We start from the raw sequence: 20,864 nt of genomic DNA, 5'->3' as shown, positions 1-20,864 counted from the left end.
GGGCGCTTCGCGTGTGGCTTCCGCCGGATCAGGGCCGCGCGGACGCGGACGTGCTCAGTCGACCTTCGACAGGAACAGGCGCATCGCCATCGGCTCCATCGAGAACGTGTCGCCCGGCTGGAGCACATCCGGCTCGAGGTCCTTGACGTTGTCGAGCGCGCTGTCCCACGAGTAGATCCAGGCGGTGCCCTCGTCGGGAGGGATGACCACGTCGGCGGGGCCGCGCGAGCCGTTGATGACCAGCAGCGCGTCGGGCTCGCGGGGGTCCTGGAGCGAGCGCATGAACTGCACCGTGCGAGTCGCGGGGTCCTCCCACCAGTCCTCGTTCTCGTGCGTGCCGTCGGCCTGGAACCAGCCGGCCTCGGGTCGCAGGGGGCTGTCGAGCAGCACCTCCTCGACGGCCTCGTAGAACGCACGCGGTCGCAGGACGCGGTGCGCGCGGCGCAGCGCGATGAGATGCGCGATCGACTCCTTCAGGTCCTGCTGCCACGGCTCGAGGTTCCAGTCGAACCACGAGATCTCGTTGTCCTGGCAGTAGGCGTTGTTGTTGCCGCCCTGGGTGCGCCCGAGCTCGTCCCCGCCCAGGAGCATCGGCGTGCCCGCCGCGAGCAGGGTCGTGCCGAGCAGGTTGCGGATGGACCTGCGCCGCTCGGCGTTGATCGCCTCGTCCTCGGTCGCGCCCTCGATCCCGTGGTTGTAGGAGCGGTTGTTGTCGGTCCCGTCGCGGTTGTCCTCGCCGTTGGCCTCGTTGTGCTTGCGGCTGTAGGCCGTGAGGTCGTGCGCGGTGAAGCCGTCGTGCGCGGTGACGAAGTTGATCGACGCGATGCAGCCGCGCATGCCCGGCGGGTCGCTGTGCCCGAAGAGGTCGGAGGAGCCTGCGAGGCGCGTCGCGAGCTCGGGCGCCGTGGGGTGGTGACGGTTGCCGTGCGCCCCCGCGCCGGTCGTGAGCCAGAACGAGCGGACCGAGTCGCGGAAGCGGTCGTTCCACTCGGAGAACGGCTGCGGGAAGTTGCCGACCTGCCAGCCGCCAAGACCGACGTCCCACGGCTCGGCGATGAGCTTCACACCGCTGAGCACGGGGTCCGTCACGAGCCCGACGAGGAACGGGTGGTCGGGCGTGAAGCCCTGACCGGTCCGGCCGAGCGTCGCGGCCAGGTCGAAGCGGAATCCATCGACCCCCATCTCGGTCACCCAGTACCGGAGCGAGTCGAGCGCCATCTGGGTGACGCGCGGGTGTGCGAAGTCCAGCGTGTTGCCGGTTCCCGTCACATCGTCGTAGTGCTGGGGCGCGTGCGTCTGCGCGCGGTAGTAGGTGCGGTTGTCGAGCCCGCGCCACGAGATCGTGCGATCGCCCCAGCCCGCCTCGGAAGTGTGGTTGTACACGACGTCGAGGATGACCTCGAGGCCCGCCTGGTGCAGCAGGTCGACCATCCCGCAGAACTCGTCCTGCACGGCCTGCGCGCCCTTGTCGCGCGCCTCTCGCGTCGCATAGGGGGCATGCGGGGCGAAGAACGACATGGTCGAGTAGCCCCAGTAGTTCGTGAGCCCCTCGCGCTCGAGGTGCGGCTCGTCTGCGAACGCGTGGACGGGCAGGAGCTCGACGCTCGTGATGCCCAGATCCTTGAGGTGCTGGATGGCCACGGGGTGCGCGAGGCCCGCGTAGGTGCCCCTGAGCTCCTCGGGCACGCCCGGCATCGTCTTGGTGAAGCCCTTCACGTGGACCTCGTAGATCACCGAGTCCTCGAAGGGAACGTGCGGCAGCGGGGTCTGCCACTCGCCCGACGGGGGAGCGGTGACGACCGAGCGCGGCATGAACGGCGCGGTGTCGATGTCCGAGCGGTTGGACAGCAGCGCCTTCGCGCCCGGCTCGGGCGAACGGGCCATCCGGCCCTCGATGCCGCGTCCGTACGGGTCGAGCAGGAGCTTGTGCGGGTTGTAGCGGTGCCCCTTGCGCGGCTGCCACGGGCCGGTCGCCCTGAACCCGTACTTGGCGCCCTGCTCGATGCCGGGGATGAACGCGTGCCAGAGCCCGTTCTGGGGCCCGTTGAGCGCGTAGCGGGTCTCGGAGCCGTCTTCGTGGAAGACGCACATGTGCATCGCGGTCGCGTGGGCGGCCATGACGCCGACGGAGACGCCCCCCTCGACGAGGTGCACCCCCAGTCGGTGCGGCGTGGGGGACGGCGCGGTCTGCGGGGGAGGGACGATGCTCATGCCCTCATTGTGCCCGCCGCCCGCGGAGATGACGCGCAGTGCCGCACTCAGAGCTCGCCGAGCCTCGCGTCCAGCTGCGCCCTGAGGTGCGGGGGGACGCCGAAGAGCACATCGCCCAGCGCGCAGCCCTCGGTCCACGCGGTGCGGTCGAAGAACCCTGCGGCGTAGCCGGGAGCGAAACCAGTCAGCTCCTCGCGGATCGCGGCGACAGCGCGCTGATCGTCGACGAGCGTCGCGAGCTCCGTGGCGAGCGAGTACGGCCCGGACGGCGCCTCGGGTGCGTTCATGGGCGCGGAGAACGAGTGTGATCCGGCTCCGACCTCAACGGGCTCCGCGCCGGGAAGCTCGACGCTCGCGACCGTGCCGGCAGGGATGAGGACGTCGACCGTGAGGGTGCCGTCCTCGACCCGCCAGGCGGTCGACGCGGTGCCGAGCGGCGTCTCCTGCGTCGTCCGGGCCCAGTCGATGCCCGCGAGGGGCGTCGGGGCGACGCGCAGGCGCGAGCCTCCCGGAGCTGCGAAGGACAGGCCCGCGAGCTCCCGGTGCAGCCAGTCCGCGACCGCGCCGAGGGCGTAGTGGTTGAAACTCGTCATCTCGCCGGGGTTGATCGAACCGTCGGGAAGCATCGAGTCCCAGCGCTCCCAGATCGTGGTCGCACCCATCGACACGGTGTAGAGCCATGAGGGGTTGTCGGTCTGGAGCAGGAGGCGCCCCGCCGCGTCCGCGTGCCCGGTCGCGGACAGCGCGCCCAGGATCAGCGGCGTGCCGACGAAGCCCGTCGAGACGCGGTATCCCTTGGAACGAGCGCGCTCGGCCAGGCGGTCGCCTAGCGACTGGCGCAGCTCGGGGTCGGTGACCAGGTCGAAGCCGATCGCGAGCGCGTACGCGGTCGGGGCGTCCGACATCATGCGGCCCGCCGGGGTGATGTAGGTGGAGCGGAACGCCTCGGCGACCTCCTCAGCGACGCGGCCGTACGTCGCAGCGTCGTTCTCGTGGCCCAGGAGGGCCGCGGTCTTGGAGACGATGCGCGCGGACTTGAAGACGTGCGCGGTCGCGACGATGTCGCGCGACACCTTGGACCCGCCCGGGTTGTCCGGCGCGGCGTCGGGGTCGAGCCAGTCGCCGAACTGCATGGAGCCTTCCCAGAGGCTGTCCTCGCCGGCCTTGGCGATCAGCCTGTCGGCCCACGCGCGCATCGACTCGTACTGGTCGCGGAGCACATCGAGGTCGCCGTAGCGCTCCCACAGGGTCCACGGGACGACTGTCGCGGCGTCGCCCCAGGCGGCGGTCGGCTTGACGTCGTCGTCGCGCAGGGCGTCGGGGATCACGAAGGGCACGAGGCCGTCGTGCTTGGACTGCTCAAGCCTCAGGTCGACCAGCCAGTCCGCGAGGAACGCGTCGACGTCGTGGAGCGTCGAGGCGGTGGGTGAGAAGACCTGGATGTCGCCGGTCCAGCCCAGGCGCTCGTCGCGCTGCGGACAGTCGGTCGGCACGGACAGGAAGTTGCCGCGCATGCCCCAGACGACGTTCTCGTGAAGGCGGTTCACGAGGGGGTCGGAGCACTCGAACTCAGCGGTGCGGCGCATGTCGGAGTGCATGACGCGCGCGGTGACCGCGGTGGGGTCCAGGTCACCGGGCCATCCTGAGACCTCGGCGTAGCGGAAGCCGTGGAAGGTGAAGGTGGGCTCGAGCACGACGGGGCCGCCGGGGAGCGTGAACGTATCGGTCTGGACGGCGTCGCGCAGCGGGCGCATGCCCATCTCGCCGTTCTCGAGGACCTCGGCATGGCGGATCGACACGACGGTTCCCTCGGGCCCGTCGACCTCGAGCCGCAGGCGGCCGACCAGGTTCTGCCCGAAGTCGAGCACTGTGGCGCCGGACGGGGTGGTGATCACGTCCGCGACTGCGACCTCTTGCGTGACGCGCACGGGCGGTGACAGCTTCTGCTCGACGCGCGCGTCGACCTGCTCGACCGCGACGGGCGCCCATCCGTCGAGGGGTGCGCCGGCGAGGCCCCAGTCAGGCACGGTGCGGCGGAGGTCCACGGTCTCGCCGCGGTAGAGGGAGGAGTCGGTGATCGGGCCATCGCCGCGGGCGCGCCACTCGGGTCCGGTGGCGATGATCTCCTCGGAGCCGTCGGCATAGCGCACGTGGAGCTGCGCTGCGTAGGAGGGCTGGTCGCCGTAAACGCGCTCGGGGCGTCCGAAGAAGCCATACGCCTCGGTCCGCCACGCGCCCGCGAGGGAGACGCCGAAGGCGTTCGCGCCCTCGGTCAGCAGGGACGTGACGTCATGCGTGTCGACGACGACGCGCTGGTCGTATGCGGTCCAGCCGGGCGCCATCTCGTGGTCGCCCACGCGCGCACCGTTGAGGGACGTCGTGTGGGCGCCGAGCGCGGTCACGTGGAGGACTGCGTCGACGGGCGTCTCGCGCAGCGTGAACTCGTGGCGCAGGAGCGTGGGCTGCGCGACCCGCTCGGGGGAGGCGAGCCCGACGAACGCGGCGGCGAACTCGCTCGGGTCCAGGAGGCCCGCCCGCACCAGGAGGGGTCCGCTCCACTCCGTGGTCGCGCCGTCGGCGAGGTGGGCGCGCACCTGGACGGTGCGGTGCTCGCGCGGCGCGAGGGGCGCGAAGGGCCAGGCGACGCGGTGCGTCGACGCGCCCTCGATGCGGTGCTTCGCGCCCGTGGCGTCCCGGAGCTCGGCGGCGGTCTGCGCGGCGGAGCCCGACGCGAGGGTCCAGGTGAGAAGAGGCTCGGCGGTCGTCGCGGTCTCGTGTCCCTCACGGGAGAGCCTCAGCGACTCGATGTGGTGCTGCTCGGTCATCATCGTCCTCTCTGCGTGCGCACGCGTCCCTGCGGCGCCTGGAGGACCACGCTACGTAACGAGGTGAAAATCTTCAAGTCGCAAAGTTTTTGGAAAATCTGAGCGGTCTAAGAGGGTCACAGATCCACGGAGAGGTACTGCTGGATGTGGGTGCGCGCGACCTCACCCATGTCGATCTCCTCGTAGCCGGTGAGCCACAGGAGCTGCATGCCCTCGGTGAGCCCGACCGACGTGAGGGCCGCGAGGTGCGGGTCCACGCCCTCCTTGAGGTATCCGAGCTCGGCGCAGTCGGCGAAGGCCTTCTCCGTCTCTCCGATGACGAGCTCGAATCGTTGCTCGAAGTAGCCGCGTGCGGGATGGTCGGGATTCGACGCCTCGCCGGCAAGTGCCGTGTAGAGGCGAAGTACGTGGCGTTTCGCGTGATTTCGGCGGCTGATCTCTACGAGGCCGCGCAGGAACTCGATGTCGCGGCGCCCACTGAGGATGTCGAGCGCCATCTGGTCGCGGCGCTCGAAGACGGCCTGGAGCAGCTCCAGCTTGCTTCCGTAGTGGTGAAGGAGGCCTGGCTGGCTCATGCCGACCTCGCGGGCGATCTCGCTCATGGTCGCGGCGTTGTAGCCCGATCGGGAGAACACGACGAATGCGGCGTCGAGGATCTCCTCGCGACGCTTGGCGCTCTTCTTGTACTCGCCTCGTTGCCCAGCCATGGATGAGAGCGTATCAGTATCGTGATCTAAATTCTTTGCGGACTTAGATTTTGCGTGCTAGCGTCATCGCAGCGTCAAGGTAGACGCGTCCTGAGGAAGGGAAGCAACGATGCTCCGCACTGCCAAGGCCGGCGCCCTCGCCGGTGTCGCCGCACTCGCCCTCGCGGCGTGCTCGTCGGGAGGGACCGACGACTCGACCGCCTCATCTGAATCGTCATCCGCCGCAGCCGTCGAAGGTCGCGCCGAGCTGCTCACGATCGGCGCCGTCGTCGACGTGAGCACCTGGTCAGCGCAGGACGCGGCCTGGGGCAACACCGCCCTCTATCTGTCGGCCGTGTACGACACCCTGCTGCGGCAGAACGCCGACGGCACCATCGAGCCAGGCCTTGCCAGCGACTGGTCATACGACGACTCGATGACGGTGCTCACGCTGACCCTGCGTGACGACGTCACGTTCAGCGACGGATCCACGCTCGACGCGGACCTCGTGGTGGAGAACCTCACGCGCTTCCAGAACGGAGCGTCGGAGAACAGCGGCAACCTCGCCTCGATCGACTCCGTCACTGCCGTCGACGCCACGACGGTCGAGATCACGCTGGCCTCGCCCGACCCGGCCCTGCTGAGCTACCTGAGCCAGAACTCGGGCCTCATCGAGGCCGAGTCCGCCTTCGAGTCCGCTGACATCCAGACCGTTCCCGTCGGCTCGGGCCCGTACGTCCTCGACTCCGAGTCGTCCACGATCGGCTCGTCCTACACGTTCACCGCCAACGAGGACTACTGGGACGCGGACAACCAGCACTATGACTCGATCGTCATCAACTACTACGCCGACGCGAACGCGCTGCTCAACGCGCTTCGCGACAGCCAGGTCGACGTCGCGAACCTCAACTCGACGTCGCAGATCACGGACGCCGAGTCCGCGGGCTACACGATCAACACGCAGACCCTCAACTGGAAGGGCCTGATCCTGGCCGACCGGTGGGGCGTCGTGGACGAGGCTCTCGCCGACGTGCGCGTGCGCCAGGCGATCAACTACGCGCTCGATCGCGAGGGCCTGCTGGCCGGCATCGAGTCCGGCTACGGCGAGGTCACCGCACAGATCTTCGGCGACGGCACCACCGCGTTCGACGAGGCCCTCGACACGTACTACGAGTACGACGTGGACAAGGCCAAGGAGCTGCTGACCGAGGCCGGCTACCCGGATGGCATCACCATCACGATGCCGCTCAGCGGCTTCGTGCCCGAGTCCGAGGCTCAGCTCATCGCGGGCAACCTCGCCGAGGCCGGCATCACGGTCGAGTACGAGACCGCCGGTGAGTCGTTCATCTCCGATCTGCTCGGTGGCAAGTGGGCCGCGTTCGAGTTCGGCCTCAACCAGGAGTCCGAGTCCTGGGCGACCTACAAGCTCGCGGTCTCTGTCGACTCGGCGTGGAACATCTACCACCAGAGCACCGACGAGCTCGACGCTCTCGCCGACCGCATGCGCATGGGTGGAGAGGACGGCGACGCCGCGGCTCAGGAGATGAACGAGTACCTGGTCGAGAACGCCTGGTTCGCGCCGTTCTACCGCTACATCGGCGTGGTCGTCACGGCCGACGGCACCTCCGTCACCCTCAAGAGCGGCCAGGCCGTGCCCAACCTCTGGGACATCGTCCCGACCGCCTGACCCTGATCACCGCCGGCGGGGCGGGAGCCCCCACCCGCCCCGCTGGCACCATCACTCCGCAGCTTCCCCCACACAAGGAGGGTCATCGTGCTCCGCTTCATCGGAAGGCGCATCGTCACGGGAGTCGGCCTCATCGCGACGCTGGCGACACTGACGTTCTTCCTGCTGCAGTTCGGCAGCACGGACACCGCGCGCCGCATCGCAGGCCAGTCGGCCACCGAGGACGCCGTCCAGGTGGTCGAGGAGAGGCTCGGCCTCGACCAGCCGGTCCTCGTGAGGTTCTGGGACTGGGTGACCTCTGCGCTTCGCGGCGACTTCGGTCTCTCGTGGTTCTCCGGCCAGGACGTCATCGAGGCGGTGACGACCCGCATGCAGGTGACGGGCACCCTCGCCGTCGGCTCGGTGGTCCTCACCGCGATCATCGCGATCGTGCTCGGTGCGTTCGCCGCCACCAAGCGTGGCTGGCTCGACCGCGCGGTGCAGATCCTCTCCGTCATCGGCCAGGCGATCCCGGGCTTCCTGGTCGCGATGGTGCTGGTCCTCGTCTTCGCGATCCAGCTCGACTGGTTCCCGGCCACGGGCTACACCAAGCCCTCGGACTCCGTGCCCGAGTGGCTGCTCAGCATCACGCTGCCGGTCCTCGCGCTCACGATCGGCTCGATCGGTGGAGTCGCGCAGCAGGTCCGCGGCTCGATGCTCGACGCGTTCGAGCGCGACTACGTGCGCACGCTGCGCAGCCGCGGGCTCTCGCACCGCAGCGTCGTGTACAAGCACGTGCTGCGCAATGCTGCGGGACCCGCCCTCAGCATCCTCGGACTCCAGTTCGTGATCCTGCTCGGCGGCGCCGTCATCGTCGAGCAGCTCTTCTCGATCCCCGGTCTCGGCCCGCTCGCGCTGTCGAGCACCTCTCAGGGTGACATCCCGGTCGTCATGGGCATCGTCGTCATCACCGGCGTGATCGTCATCATCGTCAACACCCTCGTCGACGTCGCGCAGGCGTGGGTCAACCCGAAGGTCCGACTCTCATGAGCTCCGCACCCGCACCCGCAGCCACGGATACCCGCGCGCCTCGCGCAGGCCTGCTCAAGCGGCTCATCACGCACCCGCTCGGCGGCATCTCGATCGTCTTCCTCACCCTGATCGCCATCATCGCGATCATCGGGCCGTTCATCGCGCCGTTCGATCCGACGGCCACCGACCTCAAGATGATCTTCGCCGAGCCCGGCGGGGACTACCTCCTGGGCGGCGACTCGGCGGGTCGAGACATCCTGTCCCGCCTGCTCGTCGCGACCGGGCTGTCGCTCGCGGGCGGTCTGCTCGTCGCCGCGGTCGGCACGGTCATCGGCGTCGGTGCCGGGCTGATCGCCGGCTACTACGGCGGCTGGATCGACACGATGGGCTCGTGGTTCACGGCCCTCACGATGTCGATCCCCTCGATCATCGTGCTGATCGCAGCGCGCTCCGTGATGGGTCCGTCGATGTGGTGGACGATGACGATCTTCGGTGTCTTCATCTCGCCCGTGTACTACCGCGTGGTCTACAACTCGGTCAGGTCGGTCAGGAACGAGCTCTACGTCGACGCGGCCCGCACCTCGGGCCTCGGAGACGGCCGCATCATCGGCCGCCACGTGCTCATGGCCGTGCGCGCTCCTGTGATCCTGCTGACCGCGGGCACGATCGCCGCCGGTATCGGCATGCAGGCCGGCTTCGACTTCCTGGGGCTCGGTGACCCCGAGAACCCGACGTGGGGTCAGATGCTCAATGAGGGCTTCTACAACATCACTCGCGCCGGACAGCTGGTGCTGTGGCCCGCGCTCGCGCTGGGCCTCACGATGATCTTCCTCACGCTGCTCGGCACCGCGCTGCGCGACGAGCTCGAGGGAACGTCCGACCTCAAGAAGGTGAAGGGCCAGGCGGCCTGGGCGCTCGAGAGCCCGGCTCCCGAGATCATGCGTCACGAGGACGAGCGGCAAGCCGAGGTGCTCCTCGAGGTCAAGGACCTCGCGGTCGCCTACCCCGCCGGCACGGGCTTCGCGACGGTCGTGAGGGGTGCGAGCCTCGAGGTCCGCAAGGGCGAGACCCACGGGCTCATCGGGGAGTCAGGCTCGGGCAAGACCCAGACCGCGTTCTCGGTGCTCGGGCTGCTTCCCAAGGGCGGCAAGGTGATGGCCGGCTCGATCGTCTTCGATGGCGAGGACCTCACGGACGCGAGCGACGCGACCATGAACAGGTACCGCGGCAGCCGCATCGCGTACGTCCCGCAGGAGCCGATGTCCAACCTGGACCCGGCGTTCACGATCGGGTCGCAGCTCACCGAGCCGCTGCGCTCGGTGCTCGGGATGTCGAAGGCCGAGGCGCACGAGCGGGCGATCTCCCTTCTCGACAGGGTCGGCATCCCCGATCCGCAGCGGACGTTCGACTCGTACCCGCATCAGCTGTCGGGAGGCATGGCCCAGCGCGTGCTCATCGCGGGCGCGGTCGCCTCCCATCCCGCCCTGCTCATCGCGGACGAGCCGACCACGGCGCTCGACGTCACCGTCCAGGCCGAGGTGCTCGACCTGCTGCGGGATCTCCAGGAGGAGCTCGGCATGGCCGTGCTCATCGTCACCCACAACTTCGGCGTCGTCGCCGACATCTGCGACCGCGTCTCGGTGATGCGCCAGGGCGTGATCGTCGAGAACGGCCCCACGCAGGCGGTGTTCGACGACCCGCGCCACGAGTACACGCAGGCGCTGTTCTCCGCGATCCCGACGGGTGCGCCGCGCGCGCCGCTGCCGGGCATGGCGAGCACCGGCACCCTCGGAATGGAGAAGCTGTCATGACCGAGCCGCTGCTCAAGGTCGACGATCTGGTCGTCGAGTACCCCGGCCGCGGGATGCGCGCCAAGCCGATCCGCGTGGTCCACGGCGTCGACTTCGACATCAAGCCCGGCGAGACCGTCGGACTGGTCGGCGAGTCGGGCTCGGGGAAGACGACGATCGGCCGCGCCATCCTGGGCCTCGCCCCGGTCGCCGGCGGCACGATCACTTTCGACGGGGAGGACATCAGCCACCCCAGCAAGAAGCGTCGCCGCGAGCTCACCCGCGACATCCAGGTCGTCTACCAGGACCCCTACTCTTCGCTCAACCCCTCGCTCACGATCGGCGACTCGCTCACCGAGCCGATGATCATCCGCAGGACCTCGAAGACGGAGGCGGCAGCAAGGGTGAAGGAGCTGCTCGACACCGTGGGGCTCCCCGCTGACGCCGCGGACCGCATGCCGCGCGAGTTCTCGGGCGGCCAGCGCCAGCGCATCGCGATCGCGAGGGCGCTCGCTCTCGACCCGAAGCTCATCATCTGCGACGAGCCGGTGTCGGCGCTCGACCTTTCCACGCAGGCCCGTGTACTCGAGCTGTTCCTCGAGATCCAGGAGCGCACGGGGGTCGCGTACCTCTTCATCTCGCACGACCTGGCCGTGGTTCGCGAGATGTCTCACCGCGTCGCCGTGCTCTATCACGGCGAGCTCGTGGAATGGGGCGACGGGGACAAGGTCACGTCGGCCCCCGAGCACCCGTACACGCAGCGCCTGCTGCTCGCCTCTCCGGTGCCGGATCCGCTCGCTCAGGAGCAGCGTCGCGCCGACCGCCTGAGGCTCAAGGAGATCCAGGCGCAGCAGCAGGAGCAGGCCGGAGCGGCCTGAACCACCACACAGATGTCGGCGCCGCGCGAGCGAGCGTCACGGAAGGAGCACCACCCATGTCGAGCGTCAGCACGTCCCCTGGCTTCCTGTGGGGAGTTGCGGTCTCCGGTCACCAGACCGACGGCGGCGACACCACGTCGGACACCTCGTTCCTTGAGAGTGTCACGCCGACCGTGTTCGCCGAGCCCTCGGGGCCCGCGTGCGGCAGCTGGGAGCGGTGGAAGGAGGACCTGGACCTCGCCGTCGCGATGGGTCTGAACGCCTACCGCTTCTCCGTGGAGTGGTGCCGCGTCGAGCCTGAGCAGGGCGTCGTCGACGAGCTCGCGCTCGCGCACTACGACGCGGTCATCGACGGCTGCCTTGAGCGCGGCCTCGCGCCCGTGGTGACCTTCAGCCACTTCACGTCGCCTCACTGGTTCGGCGCTCGCGGCTCGTGGCTCGTCGAGGAGGCGGCGGACGACTTCGCGCGCTTCTGCGGCGTCGTGATGGACCGCATCGGCGACCGCATCGCGATCGCAGTGACGCTCAACGAGCCCAACCTCCAGCGTCAGCTCGCGGGAGGCTTCCTTCCTCCCGAGGCCTGGAAGGGGCACGAGGTCACGCTCGAGGCCGCGTCGAAGGCGGCCGGGGTCGAGCGCTACCGCGCCGGCAACGTTCAGCGACTCGACGAGCTCGATGCGTTCGAGGACGGCTTCGAGAAGGCCCACCTCGCGGCGAAGGCCGCGATCAAGGCGCGCCGCGCGGATCTGCCCGTCGGCCTGTCGCTCGCGGTCGCCGACGACGTCGCCCTTCCCGGCGGCGAGGAGGCCCGTGACGCGGTGCGCGAGGAGTGCTATGGCCGCTGGCTGCGTCTGGTCAAGGACGATGACTTCGTCGGCGTGCAGAACTACGAGCAGCTCCTCTATGGGCCGGAGGGGCGCGTCGATGCCCACGCCGGCGAGCAGGAGGTCGAGCCGCGGTCCCTCGGAGGAGCGGTCCGCTACTGCCACGAGGCCTCGGGCGTGCCGGTGCTCGTGAGCGAGCACGGCCTCAACACCCCGGACGACGAGCAGCGCTGCGCGTTCCTGCCTGCCGCGCTCGCGAGCCTCGACGAGGCCATCGCCGACGGCGTCCCTGTGCTCGGCTACTGCCACTGGTCCCTGCTCGACAACTTCGAGTGGATCTTCGCCTACGGGCCGAGGTTCGGCCTCCATAGCGTCGACCGCGCGACGCTCGAGCGCACTCCCAAGGCCTCGGCCGCCGTGTTCGCGAAGGAGATCGCCCGCCGTTCGTCCGCCGCGGTGGCGTCATGACCACGACCGCGATCGCCGCCAAGGCCGCGCTCTTCGACCTCGACGGCGTGATCGTCGACACCGCCAAGCACCACTTCATCGCGTGGCGCGCGATGGCGGCCGGGCTGGGGTTCGAGCTCGCGGACGAGGACGAGGAGCTGCTCAAGGGCGTCGGCCGCATGGACGCGCTCCGCATCGTCTTGGGGCTAGGGGGAGTGGAGGTCTCCGAGGAGGAGGCCGTCCGCCTCGCCACGGACAAGAACGCGCAGTACGTCGAGGCGATCTCAACACTGACCCCGGACGACATGCTCCCGGGCGCGCTCGCCTTCCTCGAGGACCTCAAGCGACGGGGCGTGCCGACCGCGCTCGGCTCCGCGAGTCGCAACGCGCCCCTCATCCTCGATCGGCTCGGCATCCGCGACCTGTTCGACGCGATCATCGACGGCTCGGTCGTCACGAAGGCCAAGCCCGACCCCGCGGTGTTCCTCGCGGGCGCCGAGGCGCTCGGCGTCGACCCCGCGGACTGCGTTGTCTTCGAGGACGCGATCGCGGGCGTCCAGGCCGCCCGAGGCGGCGGCATGACCGCCGTCGGCATCGGCGACCCGGCCGTGCTCGACGAGGCAGACGTCGTCATCCCCGGACTTCGCGCGGCCGGCTCGCTCGCCGAGCGCGGCATCACCTTCGTGGGCTCGCTCACGATCGGCTCCAAGGAGGAGACCATGTCCGACACCGCTCCCGTGCGCCTCGGCGAGGCGCCCTTCCACCTCGATGCGGACGCGCAGGCCTGGGTCGTCGCGACCCGCGACGCGATGTCGCTCGAGGACAAGGTCGGTCAGCTGTTCTTCCTCATGGCGAACGACCCCGCGGGCGTGGACGCCGACATCGCGGTCAGCCAGCCCGGCGGCTTCATGCGCCGCGCCGCTCCGGTGGAGGAGGCCGTGAGCCTCAACCGCCATCTCCATGCCGCGAGCGCGGTGCCTCCGCTGATCGCTGGCAACCTGGAGAATGGCGCGGACGGCGCGAGCTTCATGGCCACGCAGGTCGGCACGCCGCTCCAGGCGGCCGCGACGGGCGACGACTCGTGCGCGTACCGGATGGGCGAGGTCGCCGCGGTCGAGGGTCGTGCGCTGGGCGTCACGTGGGACTTCGCGCCGATCATCGACATCCAGGTCAACCCGCGCAACCCGATCGTGCTCAACCGTGCCTTCGGTTCGGACCCCGAGCGGGTGGCTCGCATGGGCGTGGAGTTCGTGAAGGGCCTGCAGGATCACGGCGTCGCGGCGTCCATCAAGCACTGGCCCGGGGACGGCGTCGACGACCGTGACCAGCACCTGGTCACGACCGTGAACACGCTGGGCGTCGAGGAGTGGGAGGAGACCTTCGGGGCCGCCTACCGCGCCTCGATCGAGGCGGGCGCCCTGTCGGTCATGGCCGCGCACATCGCGCTCCCTGCCTACAGCCGGGCGCTCCGCCCCGGCATCGCGGACGAGGACATCCTGCCCGCGTCGCTCGCGCCGGAGCTCACGACCGAGCTGCTGCGGGAGCGGATGGGCTTCAACGGCGTCGTGATCACCGACGCGTCGCTCATGGGCGGCATGCTCATGAAGATGCCCCGCGCCGAGCTCGTGCCCGCCGCGGTCGCCGCCGGCTGCGACATGTTCCTCTTCACCCCGGACTACGCCGCAGATCATGCGCACATGCTCGCGGGTGTGCGCGACGGCGTGATCTCTCAGGCTCGCGTGGACCAGGCGGTCACGCGCGTGCTCGCGCTCAAGGCCGCGCTCGGGCTCCACGCGGGACAGTCTCCCGAGGAGCTCGTCCCCGGTCTTGACGGCATCGACACGGCCAAGCACCGTACGTGGTCGCGCGAGCAGGCCGACGCGGGCATCACGCTGGTCAAGGACAAGGAGGCCGGGCTGCTGCCGCTCGACACGGAGCGCCACCAGCGCGTCCTCGTGTACTCGCTGCGGGGCCTGCTGTCCTTCACCGGGCCCGCCGAGCGCTTCACCGCGCAACTGAATGAGCGAGGCTTCGCGGCGACCCTGTTCGAGGACGGGCCTCCCGGATCGACGATGTTCAAGCGCGTCGGGGTGGACGGCGGCGTCAACGGCGCCGAGCTGCTCGAGAACTACGACGCCGTGATCTACGTCGCGGACGTGCAGCCGCGCTCGAACGAGACCGTTGCGCGCCTCCACTGGGCGACCTTCACGGCGGGCAACCTGCCCAGGTATCTCACCGAGATCCCGACGCTGTTCGTGTCGCTGGGGAGCCCGTACCACCTGCAGGACGTGCCGTTCGTGCGCACGTACGTCAACGCGTATGCGGCCAACGACCAGACGGTCGACGCGGTCGTCGCGAAGCTCACGGGCGAGGACGACTTCCGCGGCGAGAGCCCGGTCGACCCGTTCATGGGCTACGAGGACGCGCGCTGGTGAGGGAAGGGCTCGCGGCCCGGGTGAGAGGCTGACCACATGAGCGAGACGCCGATCCTGCCTGGTTTCCATCCCGACCCGTCGATCTGCCGCGTCGGCGACGAGTACCTGCTCGCGACGTCCACGTTCGAGTACGTCCCGGGCGTCCCGATCCACCGGTCCTCGGACCTGGTGACGTGGGAGCTCGTCGGTCACGCGCTCACTGACCCCGCGGTCATCAACGCCGAGCAGGGCGCGGCGGGGGCGAGCCAGGGCATCTTCGCGCCCACGCTGCGCCACCGCGACGGGCTGCTGTGGATGACGACCACGAGCATCCGCGACGTCGCCGCCGGCCAGCTCATCACGCACGCCGAGCGGCCCGAGGGTCCGTGGTCCGCGCCGGTCCGGGTGCCCGGCACGCTCGGCATCGACCCCGACCTCGCGTGGGACGACGACGGCACGTGCCTGCTCACGTGGCGCGGCTTCGCCCCGCCCGGCATCCACCAGGTGCCGATCGATCCGGCGACCGGCGAGCGGCTCGGCGAGGAGACGGTCGTGTGGCAGGGGACGGGCCTCGCGGACACCGAGGGGCCGCACCTGATCCGTCGCGGCGACTGGTGGTACCTGGCCGTCGCCGAGGGCGGCACTCACCTGGGCCACGGCGTCTCGGTCGCGCGCTCGCGGTCACCCCGTGGTCCCTTCGAGGCGCATCCCGCGAACCCGATCCTCAGCCACCGGTCCACCCCGCACGCGGTGCAGGCGGTCGGTCACGCCGACCTGGTCGAGCTCGCGGACGGGGCGTGGGCGCTCGTGCACCTCGGCATCCGTCAGGCCGGATCGCATCCGGGCTTCCACGTGCTCGGACGGGAGACCTACCTCGCGGGCATCGACTGGATCGACGACTGGCCCGTCGTGGTCGAGGACCGCTTCGAGGTCCCCGACGTCGACCGCTCCTGGTCGGACGGCTTCGCAGGGACGATGCTCGACCCCCGGTGGGCCGCACCGTCCGTGGTCCCGGCGTCGTTCGCGATGCCCGCCGACGGGCTCACCCTCGCACCTGGGCGAGCGCCGGACGACGGGGAGCAGGGCGCCGTCCTGTGCGCCGTCGTCGGCGACCTGTCGTGGGATGCCAGCGCGCGCATCGTCCAGGGAGACGCGTGCCTGTCGGTGCGGCTCGACGCGAGCCACTGGTGCGGCGTCGAGCGCGTGGGAGGCGTCGCCCGCGCCCGCGCGGTCAGCGCTCCGTTCGATCAGGTCCTGGGCGAGATCCCCGTCGAGCAGGACGACGCGCTCGCGATCCGGGTGCGAGCCTCCGAGCTCAGGCTGGGCGAGAGCAGCGGCCCCGACCAGGTGTCGCTCGGGGTCGTGCGCGCCGGCGACTTCCTCGAGATCGCCACGCTCGACGGCCGCTACCTGTCCACCGAGGTCGCTGGCGGTTTCACGGGCCGGATGCTCGGGATCGAGGCGCTCGGCGGCGAGGCGCGGATCACGGAGGTCCGTTACGCGCCCTCCGCCTGAGCCCCTGGGGGCATGCACGCGTCCGCCCCAGCGCCACTAGGCTGGAACCCATGCGAATTCTGGTGACGGTCAAGTTCACGCCGGACCTTCAGTCGCAGCGGTCGTTCACCGATGGCTCGGTGACGCGCACCGCGGACGACGGCTCCATGAACGAGCTCGACGAGAACGCGGTCGAGGCCGCGCTGCAGCTCGTCGAGGCGGCGGGGGAGGGAGAGGTCTACGCGCTCACGGTCGGCGGCCCCGATGCGGTGGCCGCGGTCCGCAAGGCGCTCCAGCTCGGGGCGCACCACGCGATCCACGTCTCCGACGAGCAGATCGCGGGCGCCGACGTGTTCGGCACCGCCAAGGTGCTCGCCGCGGCGATCCGCAAGGTGCACGACGAGCAGCCGCTCGACCTCGTGATCACCGGCATGGCGGCCCTCGACGGCCTCACGTCGATGCTCCCGACCGCGCTCGCGGCCGACCTCGGCTGGGCCCAGCTCACGCTCGCGTCGAGCCTCGAGGTCGCGGACGGCACCGCGACGATCGTGCGCCACATGCCCGACGCGCACGAGACGGTGTCGGCGCCGCTGCCCGCGGTCGTGTCCGTGACGGACGAGGCGAACACGCCTCGATACCCGAACTTCAAGCTCATCATGGCGGCCCGCAAGGCGCCCGTGGCGCAGTGGTCGCTCGCCGACCTGGGCCTCGACGGCGCCGCCGTGGGCTCGGCCGCCGCGCGCACCGAGGTGGTCGACGCGTCCGAGCGCCCGCCGCGCGAGGGCCGCGAGGTCGTGACCGACACGGGCGACGGCGGAGTCGTCCTCGCAGACTTCCTGATCGAGAGGGGCCTCGCATGAGCGCCATGACGGTGGCGGTGCTCGTCGAGCACCGGGACGGACAGGTCGCGGGCCCGACGCTCGAGAACCTCACGCTCGCCCGAGCGCTCGGTCGCCCGGTCGCCGTGTGGATCGGCGAGGAGCCCGGGGACGATGCGGTCGCCTCCCTCGCGTCGCACGGCGCCGAGGAGGTCCGCTGGGTCGAGCTCGGGGGCACGGCGCGCCTGCCGAAGGTGCGCGCCGCCGCGCTCGGCGCCGCGTCGACCGATGCGCGCACGGTGCTGGTGACGTCCACCTTCCTGAACAAGGAGCTCGCGGCGCTGCTCGCGCTGCAGACCGGCGCCGGCGTCGTGGTCGACGCCTCGGGCGCTCAGATCGTCGAGGGCAAGGTGCAGACCGAGCAGACGGTCTTCGCCGCCACGTGGAACGTCACCACCCGCATCGTCTCGGACGACGCGATCGTGGCGCTGCGCCCCAACACGACCCAGGCCGCCCCGGCCGACGCCCCCGCCGCGGGCGCTGTCGCGAAGGTGGCGTTCGAGGAGCCCGAGACGCTTGAGATCCTCGTGCACGTCGACCCCGTCGAGCGCCCCGAGGGCGTGCCGCTGTCCGAGGCCCGCGTCGTCGTCTCCGGCGGCCGCGGCACGAACGGTGACTACACGCTCGTGCGCGAGCTCGCCGAGGTCCTCGGCGGCGCGGTAGGCGCGACCCGCGACGCGACCGACGAGGGCTGGATCTCCCACGAGCACATGGTCGGGCAGACCGGTACGACGGTGACCCCCGCGCTGTACGTGGGCTGCGGCATCTCGGGCGCGGTGCACCACCGCGGCGGCATGCAGGCCTCGGGCACGATCGTGGCGGTCAACCTGGACCCCGACGCCCCGATCTTCGAGATCGCGGACCTGGGCGTCGTGGGTGACCTCAACGACGTGCTTCCGCAGGCGATCGCACGGCTCAAGGAGCGTCAGGGCTCCTGAGTCCCGCGACCCCGCGGGCGGCGCTCCGGGAACGTGCGGCCGCCCGCGGGAAGCGATGGTCGCGAGCCCCGCGAGTCGCTCCTAGGTGAGCGCGTTGAGCAGGTAGCCCGCGCCGACGATGCCGGTCGCGACCACGCCGAAGAAGATCGCGAGCATGCGTCGCTCCATCACCTTGCGCAGCATGAGCAGCTCGGGGGCCGACAGCCCGACCACCGCCATGAGCATCGCGATGAGCGTGCCGATCGGCACTCCTGCGGCGTGCAGCGGGGCGATGAGCGGCACCGCGGTCGCGGTCCCGGAGTACAGCGGGACGCCGATCAGCACGGCCGCGGGGACGCCCCACCACGAGCCGCCGAGCTGCGCGATCAGGTCGGTCGGCACCCAGCCGTGCACCAGGGCGCCGAGGCCGATCGCGAGCAGCACGTAGGGCCAGAGCTTGCGCATCGTGGTCCGCGTCTCCTTGACCCCGGCGCGAAGGCGGTCGTCGAACGACGGGCGCGGCTCCGAGGTCGCGAGCGCGAGCATCGTCCTGGGGGCGGCGGCTCCCCGCGACGACAGCGCGCCGACGAGCGTGCCGGCGCCGAGCGCGATCGCGAGCCCGAGCACGAGGTAGGCGAGCGCGATCGCCGGGCCCACGAGAGACGCGAGCATCACGAGCGCGACCTCGTTGATGAGAGGGCTCGCGACCAGGAAGGTCATCCCGACTCCCGCGGGCACCCCGGCGCGCGTCATCCCGACGTACAGCGGCACCGACGAGCACGAGCAGAACGGGGTGAGGGCTCCGAGGCCTGCGGCCAGCCCGTGGCCGACGCCTCGTCGACGCCCGCTGAGCAGGCCCTGCACGCGTGCGGGCGTGAGCCACGTGCCCAGGAACCCGACCGCGAACACGATGAGCGCGATGAGCGACAGGATCTTGCCCGACTCGTACAGCGCGAAGTGCACGGCGCCGCCCGCGGCGGTGTCGAGGTCGAGCCCGACCGCGGTCAGCAGCCCTGCCCAGGCCTGGTCGGCGACCGTGATGAGGGCGAGTGCCCCGAGCGCGGCGGCCGCGAGGCCGGCCCGAAGCCTGCCTGGATGCGAGGCGTTGTGTGGATGAGCCGGGTCGTCCTGCGCCGCGTCCTCCTCGCCGCAGCAGGAGGATGCGGGAGCGGTCACCGAGTCGCAGCAGGACGATGCGGCCGCGGGGGCGGTGTCGCAGCATGCGCTCGCCTGGGTCGGGGCCATGGGCAGCGGCGTCGCGGACGGCGGTGCGGATGCGGCGGCGGGCGTGCAGCAGGTGTCGGCGGACGGAGAGGTCATGACGGGCTCCCGAGAGTGAGGGGCAGGGCGGCGGACAGCCGTGAGGCGGCGTCGTCGGCGACGCGGTAGTGCACCCAGCGGCCCCGTCTCTGAGTGCTCACCAGTCCCGCGTCCCGCAGGGTCTTGAGGTGGTAGCTGAGCAGGTTTCCCGCGATCGGGATCGCTGCCTGGATGTCGCAGACGCACTGCTCGCCCTCGCGGTCGAGGAACCGCAGCACGCTGTGCCGGAGCGGGTCGGCGATCGCCGCGAGCAGCGCGGCGCTCTCGGTCGCAAGCGGCGCCGCGTCGTCTCGGGACATCATTTCAAGAGTTCTTGATTCAACCACGATTGAAGTATGCTTCCCGGGCCCGTGCCGCGCAAGGGGGTCCGGCGTACCCTGGAGACAAGAGGACCGTGCGCGGCCTCGGACCCCGCTGAGGCTGCGCGGCAGCACCGGAGCGACGACGGCGTCGCCCCGGGGGAGGTGAGGTTGCCATGCAGAAGCAACAGGTCTACACCGACGAATGGGCCCGGTTCGGGCCGTGGATCGATCCGGTCGAGACGCCTGACGACATCCCTCCTCTGTATCGCGACCATCCGCTCGACCTCGACGCCGTCCGCCTGGTGCTCAAGGTGCCGCGCGACATCCAGCACCGCGACGCGCGCCCCGACATGGACCTCTACGACCACCTCGTCGTGATCGATGACGACGCCGTCACCGTGCTGACGCGCCGAGGCGTCGAGGGCAGCCACGCGGACATCACCCATGGCTACTCGGAGGATCGGATCGCGCTCGACGAACTCGTCGCGATCCACGACACCGTGAACCTCCTGCACGGGAGGGTCGCGCTGCACGCGCGCGATGGCAGCTCCATCTCGATGCGCCACTCGGGTTCGCCGCGTGGTGGTGTCGGGAGGCTCGTCGAGGCGCTGCGCCCCGAGTTCCGCTCGCGAGAGCCGGGGATGTGGGGCGAGTCCGTGCTCGAGGCGACGCGGGGCCGCGAGGTCGACCTCTCCGTGGTCGAGCAGGGCATCGCGGGGGAGCTCCAGGAGCTCCGCGCGGAGCATCGCGACGTCAAGGCGTGGGCGTGCCACGGGCGTCGGCGGCTGTGGCCCGAGACGTCGGGCCTCGACGGTGCGATCGTGCGGATGCGGCACGTGTTCTCGCCCGTGACGCTCAGCGGAGGGATCCTCGCGGGCGACGACCGTATCCTCGAGCTGCTCGGTCGTCACTCGTGGCTCATCCAGGGAACGGTGCCGACGATGTCGGCGTCGCGGCTGACGATGCCGCTCGCCGCGGTCGACTCGGTGGAGACGGCGCCGCACCCGCTCTACCCGGACGCCGTCGACGTCACGATCCGCGCGGGCGGCTGCCGGCTGCCGCTCGTGGTGCCCCGCGACTCCGACATGCTGGGGCTCCTGGGATAGGAGGGGCCGCCCCCGCTCTGGCGGCCCGCATCGGCACGGTTCCCCGGGCCGTGAGAAGTTCGCGTGTCCGATTC

The 20,864-nt window shown here is 70.6% G+C and carries 15 protein-coding genes; 10 read left to right on the top strand and 5 right to left on the bottom strand.

Features of this window, described 5'->3' with window-relative positions:
* Positions 1 to 54: 54 nt before the first annotated feature.
* The 3 genes from glgX to B7K23_RS15305 form a co-directional block, all read right to left on the bottom strand.
* On the bottom strand, positions 55 to 2,211 hold the full coding sequence (glgX, locus tag B7K23_RS15315; protein WP_084127537.1) for a glycogen debranching protein GlgX: 2,157 nt from the start codon (positions 2,209 to 2,211) through the stop codon (positions 55 to 57).
* 47 nt (positions 2,212 to 2,258) lie between these two features.
* Positions 2,259 to 5,036, bottom strand: coding sequence for an alpha-L-rhamnosidase (locus B7K23_RS15310; RefSeq protein ID WP_143338333.1), 2,778 nt, complete (start codon positions 5,034 to 5,036; stop codon positions 2,259 to 2,261).
* A gap of 116 nt (positions 5,037 to 5,152) precedes the next feature.
* Positions 5,153 to 5,743 carry a TetR/AcrR family transcriptional regulator gene (locus B7K23_RS15305; protein ID WP_084127535.1) on the bottom strand — a complete coding sequence of 197 codons (591 nt, stop codon included), beginning with the start codon at positions 5,741 to 5,743 and terminating at the stop codon, positions 5,153 to 5,155.
* Between the two features lie 109 nt (positions 5,744 to 5,852).
* Between B7K23_RS15305 and B7K23_RS15300 the strand changes: the two genes are divergently transcribed.
* The 9 genes from B7K23_RS15300 (at position 5,853) to B7K23_RS15260 (ending at position 18,083) form a co-directional block, all read left to right on the top strand.
* Positions 5,853 to 7,409: an ABC transporter substrate-binding protein gene (locus B7K23_RS15300; protein ID WP_084127534.1), complete on the top strand. Its 1,557-nt coding sequence runs from the start codon at positions 5,853 to 5,855 to the stop codon at positions 7,407 to 7,409.
* 87 nt (positions 7,410 to 7,496) lie between these two features.
* Positions 7,497 to 8,438, top strand: a complete 942-nt coding sequence (locus tag B7K23_RS15295; RefSeq protein WP_084127533.1) for an ABC transporter permease — start codon at positions 7,497 to 7,499, stop codon at positions 8,436 to 8,438.
* Entirely contained in the window at positions 8,435 to 10,231 is a 1,797-nt protein-coding gene (locus B7K23_RS15290; protein ID WP_084127532.1) for a dipeptide/oligopeptide/nickel ABC transporter permease/ATP-binding protein, read from the top strand. Before B7K23_RS15295 ends, B7K23_RS15290 begins: the two co-directional genes overlap by 4 nt.
* A complete protein-coding gene (locus tag B7K23_RS15285) occupies positions 10,228 to 11,088 on the top strand; it encodes an ATP-binding cassette domain-containing protein (RefSeq protein ID WP_084127531.1) in 861 nt (286 codons plus the stop codon). Before B7K23_RS15290 ends, B7K23_RS15285 begins: the two co-directional genes overlap by 4 nt.
* A gap of 56 nt (positions 11,089 to 11,144) precedes the next feature.
* The gene (locus B7K23_RS15280) at positions 11,145 to 12,380 is read left to right on the top strand and encodes a glycoside hydrolase family 1 protein (RefSeq protein ID WP_084127530.1); all 1,236 of its coding nucleotides are present in this window, start codon (positions 11,145 to 11,147) and stop codon (positions 12,378 to 12,380) included.
* The gene (pgmB, locus tag B7K23_RS15275; protein ID WP_084127529.1) at positions 12,377 to 14,794 is read left to right on the top strand and encodes a beta-phosphoglucomutase; all 2,418 of its coding nucleotides are present in this window, start codon (positions 12,377 to 12,379) and stop codon (positions 14,792 to 14,794) included. The genes B7K23_RS15280 and pgmB overlap by 4 nt, the downstream gene beginning before the upstream one ends.
* 36 nt (positions 14,795 to 14,830) lie before the next feature.
* Complete coding sequence (locus B7K23_RS15270) at positions 14,831 to 16,288, top strand: glycoside hydrolase family 43 protein (protein WP_084127528.1); 1,458 nt, start codon at positions 14,831 to 14,833, stop codon at positions 16,286 to 16,288.
* A 50-nt stretch (positions 16,289 to 16,338) separates the two neighbouring features.
* A complete protein-coding gene (locus tag B7K23_RS15265; RefSeq protein ID WP_084127527.1) occupies positions 16,339 to 17,127 on the top strand; it encodes an electron transfer flavoprotein subunit beta/FixA family protein in 789 nt (262 codons plus the stop codon).
* On the top strand, positions 17,124 to 18,083 hold the full coding sequence (locus B7K23_RS15260) for an electron transfer flavoprotein subunit alpha/FixB family protein (RefSeq protein WP_084127526.1): 960 nt from the start codon (positions 17,124 to 17,126) through the stop codon (positions 18,081 to 18,083). The genes B7K23_RS15265 and B7K23_RS15260 overlap by 4 nt, the downstream gene beginning before the upstream one ends.
* An 81-nt stretch (positions 18,084 to 18,164) precedes the next feature.
* On the opposite strand, the gene B7K23_RS15255 is transcribed toward B7K23_RS15260, so the two are convergent.
* The gene (locus B7K23_RS15255) at positions 18,165 to 19,382 is read right to left on the bottom strand and encodes a permease (RefSeq protein WP_084127525.1); all 1,218 of its coding nucleotides are present in this window, start codon (positions 19,380 to 19,382) and stop codon (positions 18,165 to 18,167) included.
* Entirely contained in the window at positions 19,379 to 19,681 is a 303-nt protein-coding gene (locus B7K23_RS15250) for a helix-turn-helix transcriptional regulator (RefSeq protein WP_234996569.1), read from the bottom strand. The genes B7K23_RS15255 and B7K23_RS15250 overlap by 4 nt, the downstream gene beginning before the upstream one ends.
* A 176-nt stretch (positions 19,682 to 19,857) precedes the next feature.
* Between B7K23_RS15250 and B7K23_RS15245 the strand changes: the two genes are divergently transcribed.
* Positions 19,858 to 20,790, top strand: coding sequence for a hypothetical protein (locus B7K23_RS15245; protein ID WP_084127523.1), 933 nt, complete (start codon positions 19,858 to 19,860; stop codon positions 20,788 to 20,790).
* Positions 20,791 to 20,864 lie beyond the last annotated feature (74 nt).

The organism is Demequina sp. NBRC 110054 (assembly GCF_002090115.1).
GTDB lineage: Bacteria > Actinomycetota > Actinomycetes > Actinomycetales > Demequinaceae > Demequina.
This window is presented reverse-complemented; position numbering and strand designations above follow the sequence as displayed.

What these genes read in the sequence shown, in the direction of transcription:
- B7K23_RS15300 (WP_084127534.1), top strand. Translation starts at nt 5,853, where the DNA reads ATGCTCCGCACTGCCAAGGCCGGCGCCCTCGCCGGTGTCGCCGCACTC.
- B7K23_RS15270 (WP_084127528.1), top strand. Translation starts at nt 14,831, where the DNA reads ATGAGCGAGACGCCGATCCTGCCTGGTTTCCATCCCGACCCGTCGATC.
- B7K23_RS15310 (WP_143338333.1), bottom strand. Translation starts at nt 5,036, where the DNA reads ATGACCGAGCAGCACCACATCGAGTCGCTGAGGCTCTCCCGTGAGGGA.
- B7K23_RS15245 (WP_084127523.1), top strand. Translation starts at nt 19,858, where the DNA reads ATGCAGAAGCAACAGGTCTACACCGACGAATGGGCCCGGTTCGGGCCG.
- B7K23_RS15260 (WP_084127526.1), top strand. Translation starts at nt 17,124, where the DNA reads ATGAGCGCCATGACGGTGGCGGTGCTCGTCGAGCACCGGGACGGACAG.
- glgX (WP_084127537.1), bottom strand. Translation starts at nt 2,211, where the DNA reads ATGAGCATCGTCCCTCCCCCGCAGACCGCGCCGTCCCCCACGCCGCAC.
- B7K23_RS15305 (WP_084127535.1), bottom strand. Translation starts at nt 5,743, where the DNA reads ATGGCTGGGCAACGAGGCGAGTACAAGAAGAGCGCCAAGCGTCGCGAG.
- B7K23_RS15280 (WP_084127530.1), top strand. Translation starts at nt 11,145, where the DNA reads ATGTCGAGCGTCAGCACGTCCCCTGGCTTCCTGTGGGGAGTTGCGGTC.
- B7K23_RS15265 (WP_084127527.1), top strand. Translation starts at nt 16,339, where the DNA reads ATGCGAATTCTGGTGACGGTCAAGTTCACGCCGGACCTTCAGTCGCAG.
- B7K23_RS15285 (WP_084127531.1), top strand. Translation starts at nt 10,228, where the DNA reads ATGACCGAGCCGCTGCTCAAGGTCGACGATCTGGTCGTCGAGTACCCC.
- pgmB (WP_084127529.1), top strand. Translation starts at nt 12,377, where the DNA reads ATGACCACGACCGCGATCGCCGCCAAGGCCGCGCTCTTCGACCTCGAC.
- B7K23_RS15255 (WP_084127525.1), bottom strand. Translation starts at nt 19,382, where the DNA reads ATGACCTCTCCGTCCGCCGACACCTGCTGCACGCCCGCCGCCGCATCC.
- B7K23_RS15250 (WP_234996569.1), bottom strand. Translation starts at nt 19,681, where the DNA reads ATGTCCCGAGACGACGCGGCGCCGCTTGCGACCGAGAGCGCCGCGCTG.
- B7K23_RS15290 (WP_084127532.1), top strand. Translation starts at nt 8,435, where the DNA reads ATGAGCTCCGCACCCGCACCCGCAGCCACGGATACCCGCGCGCCTCGC.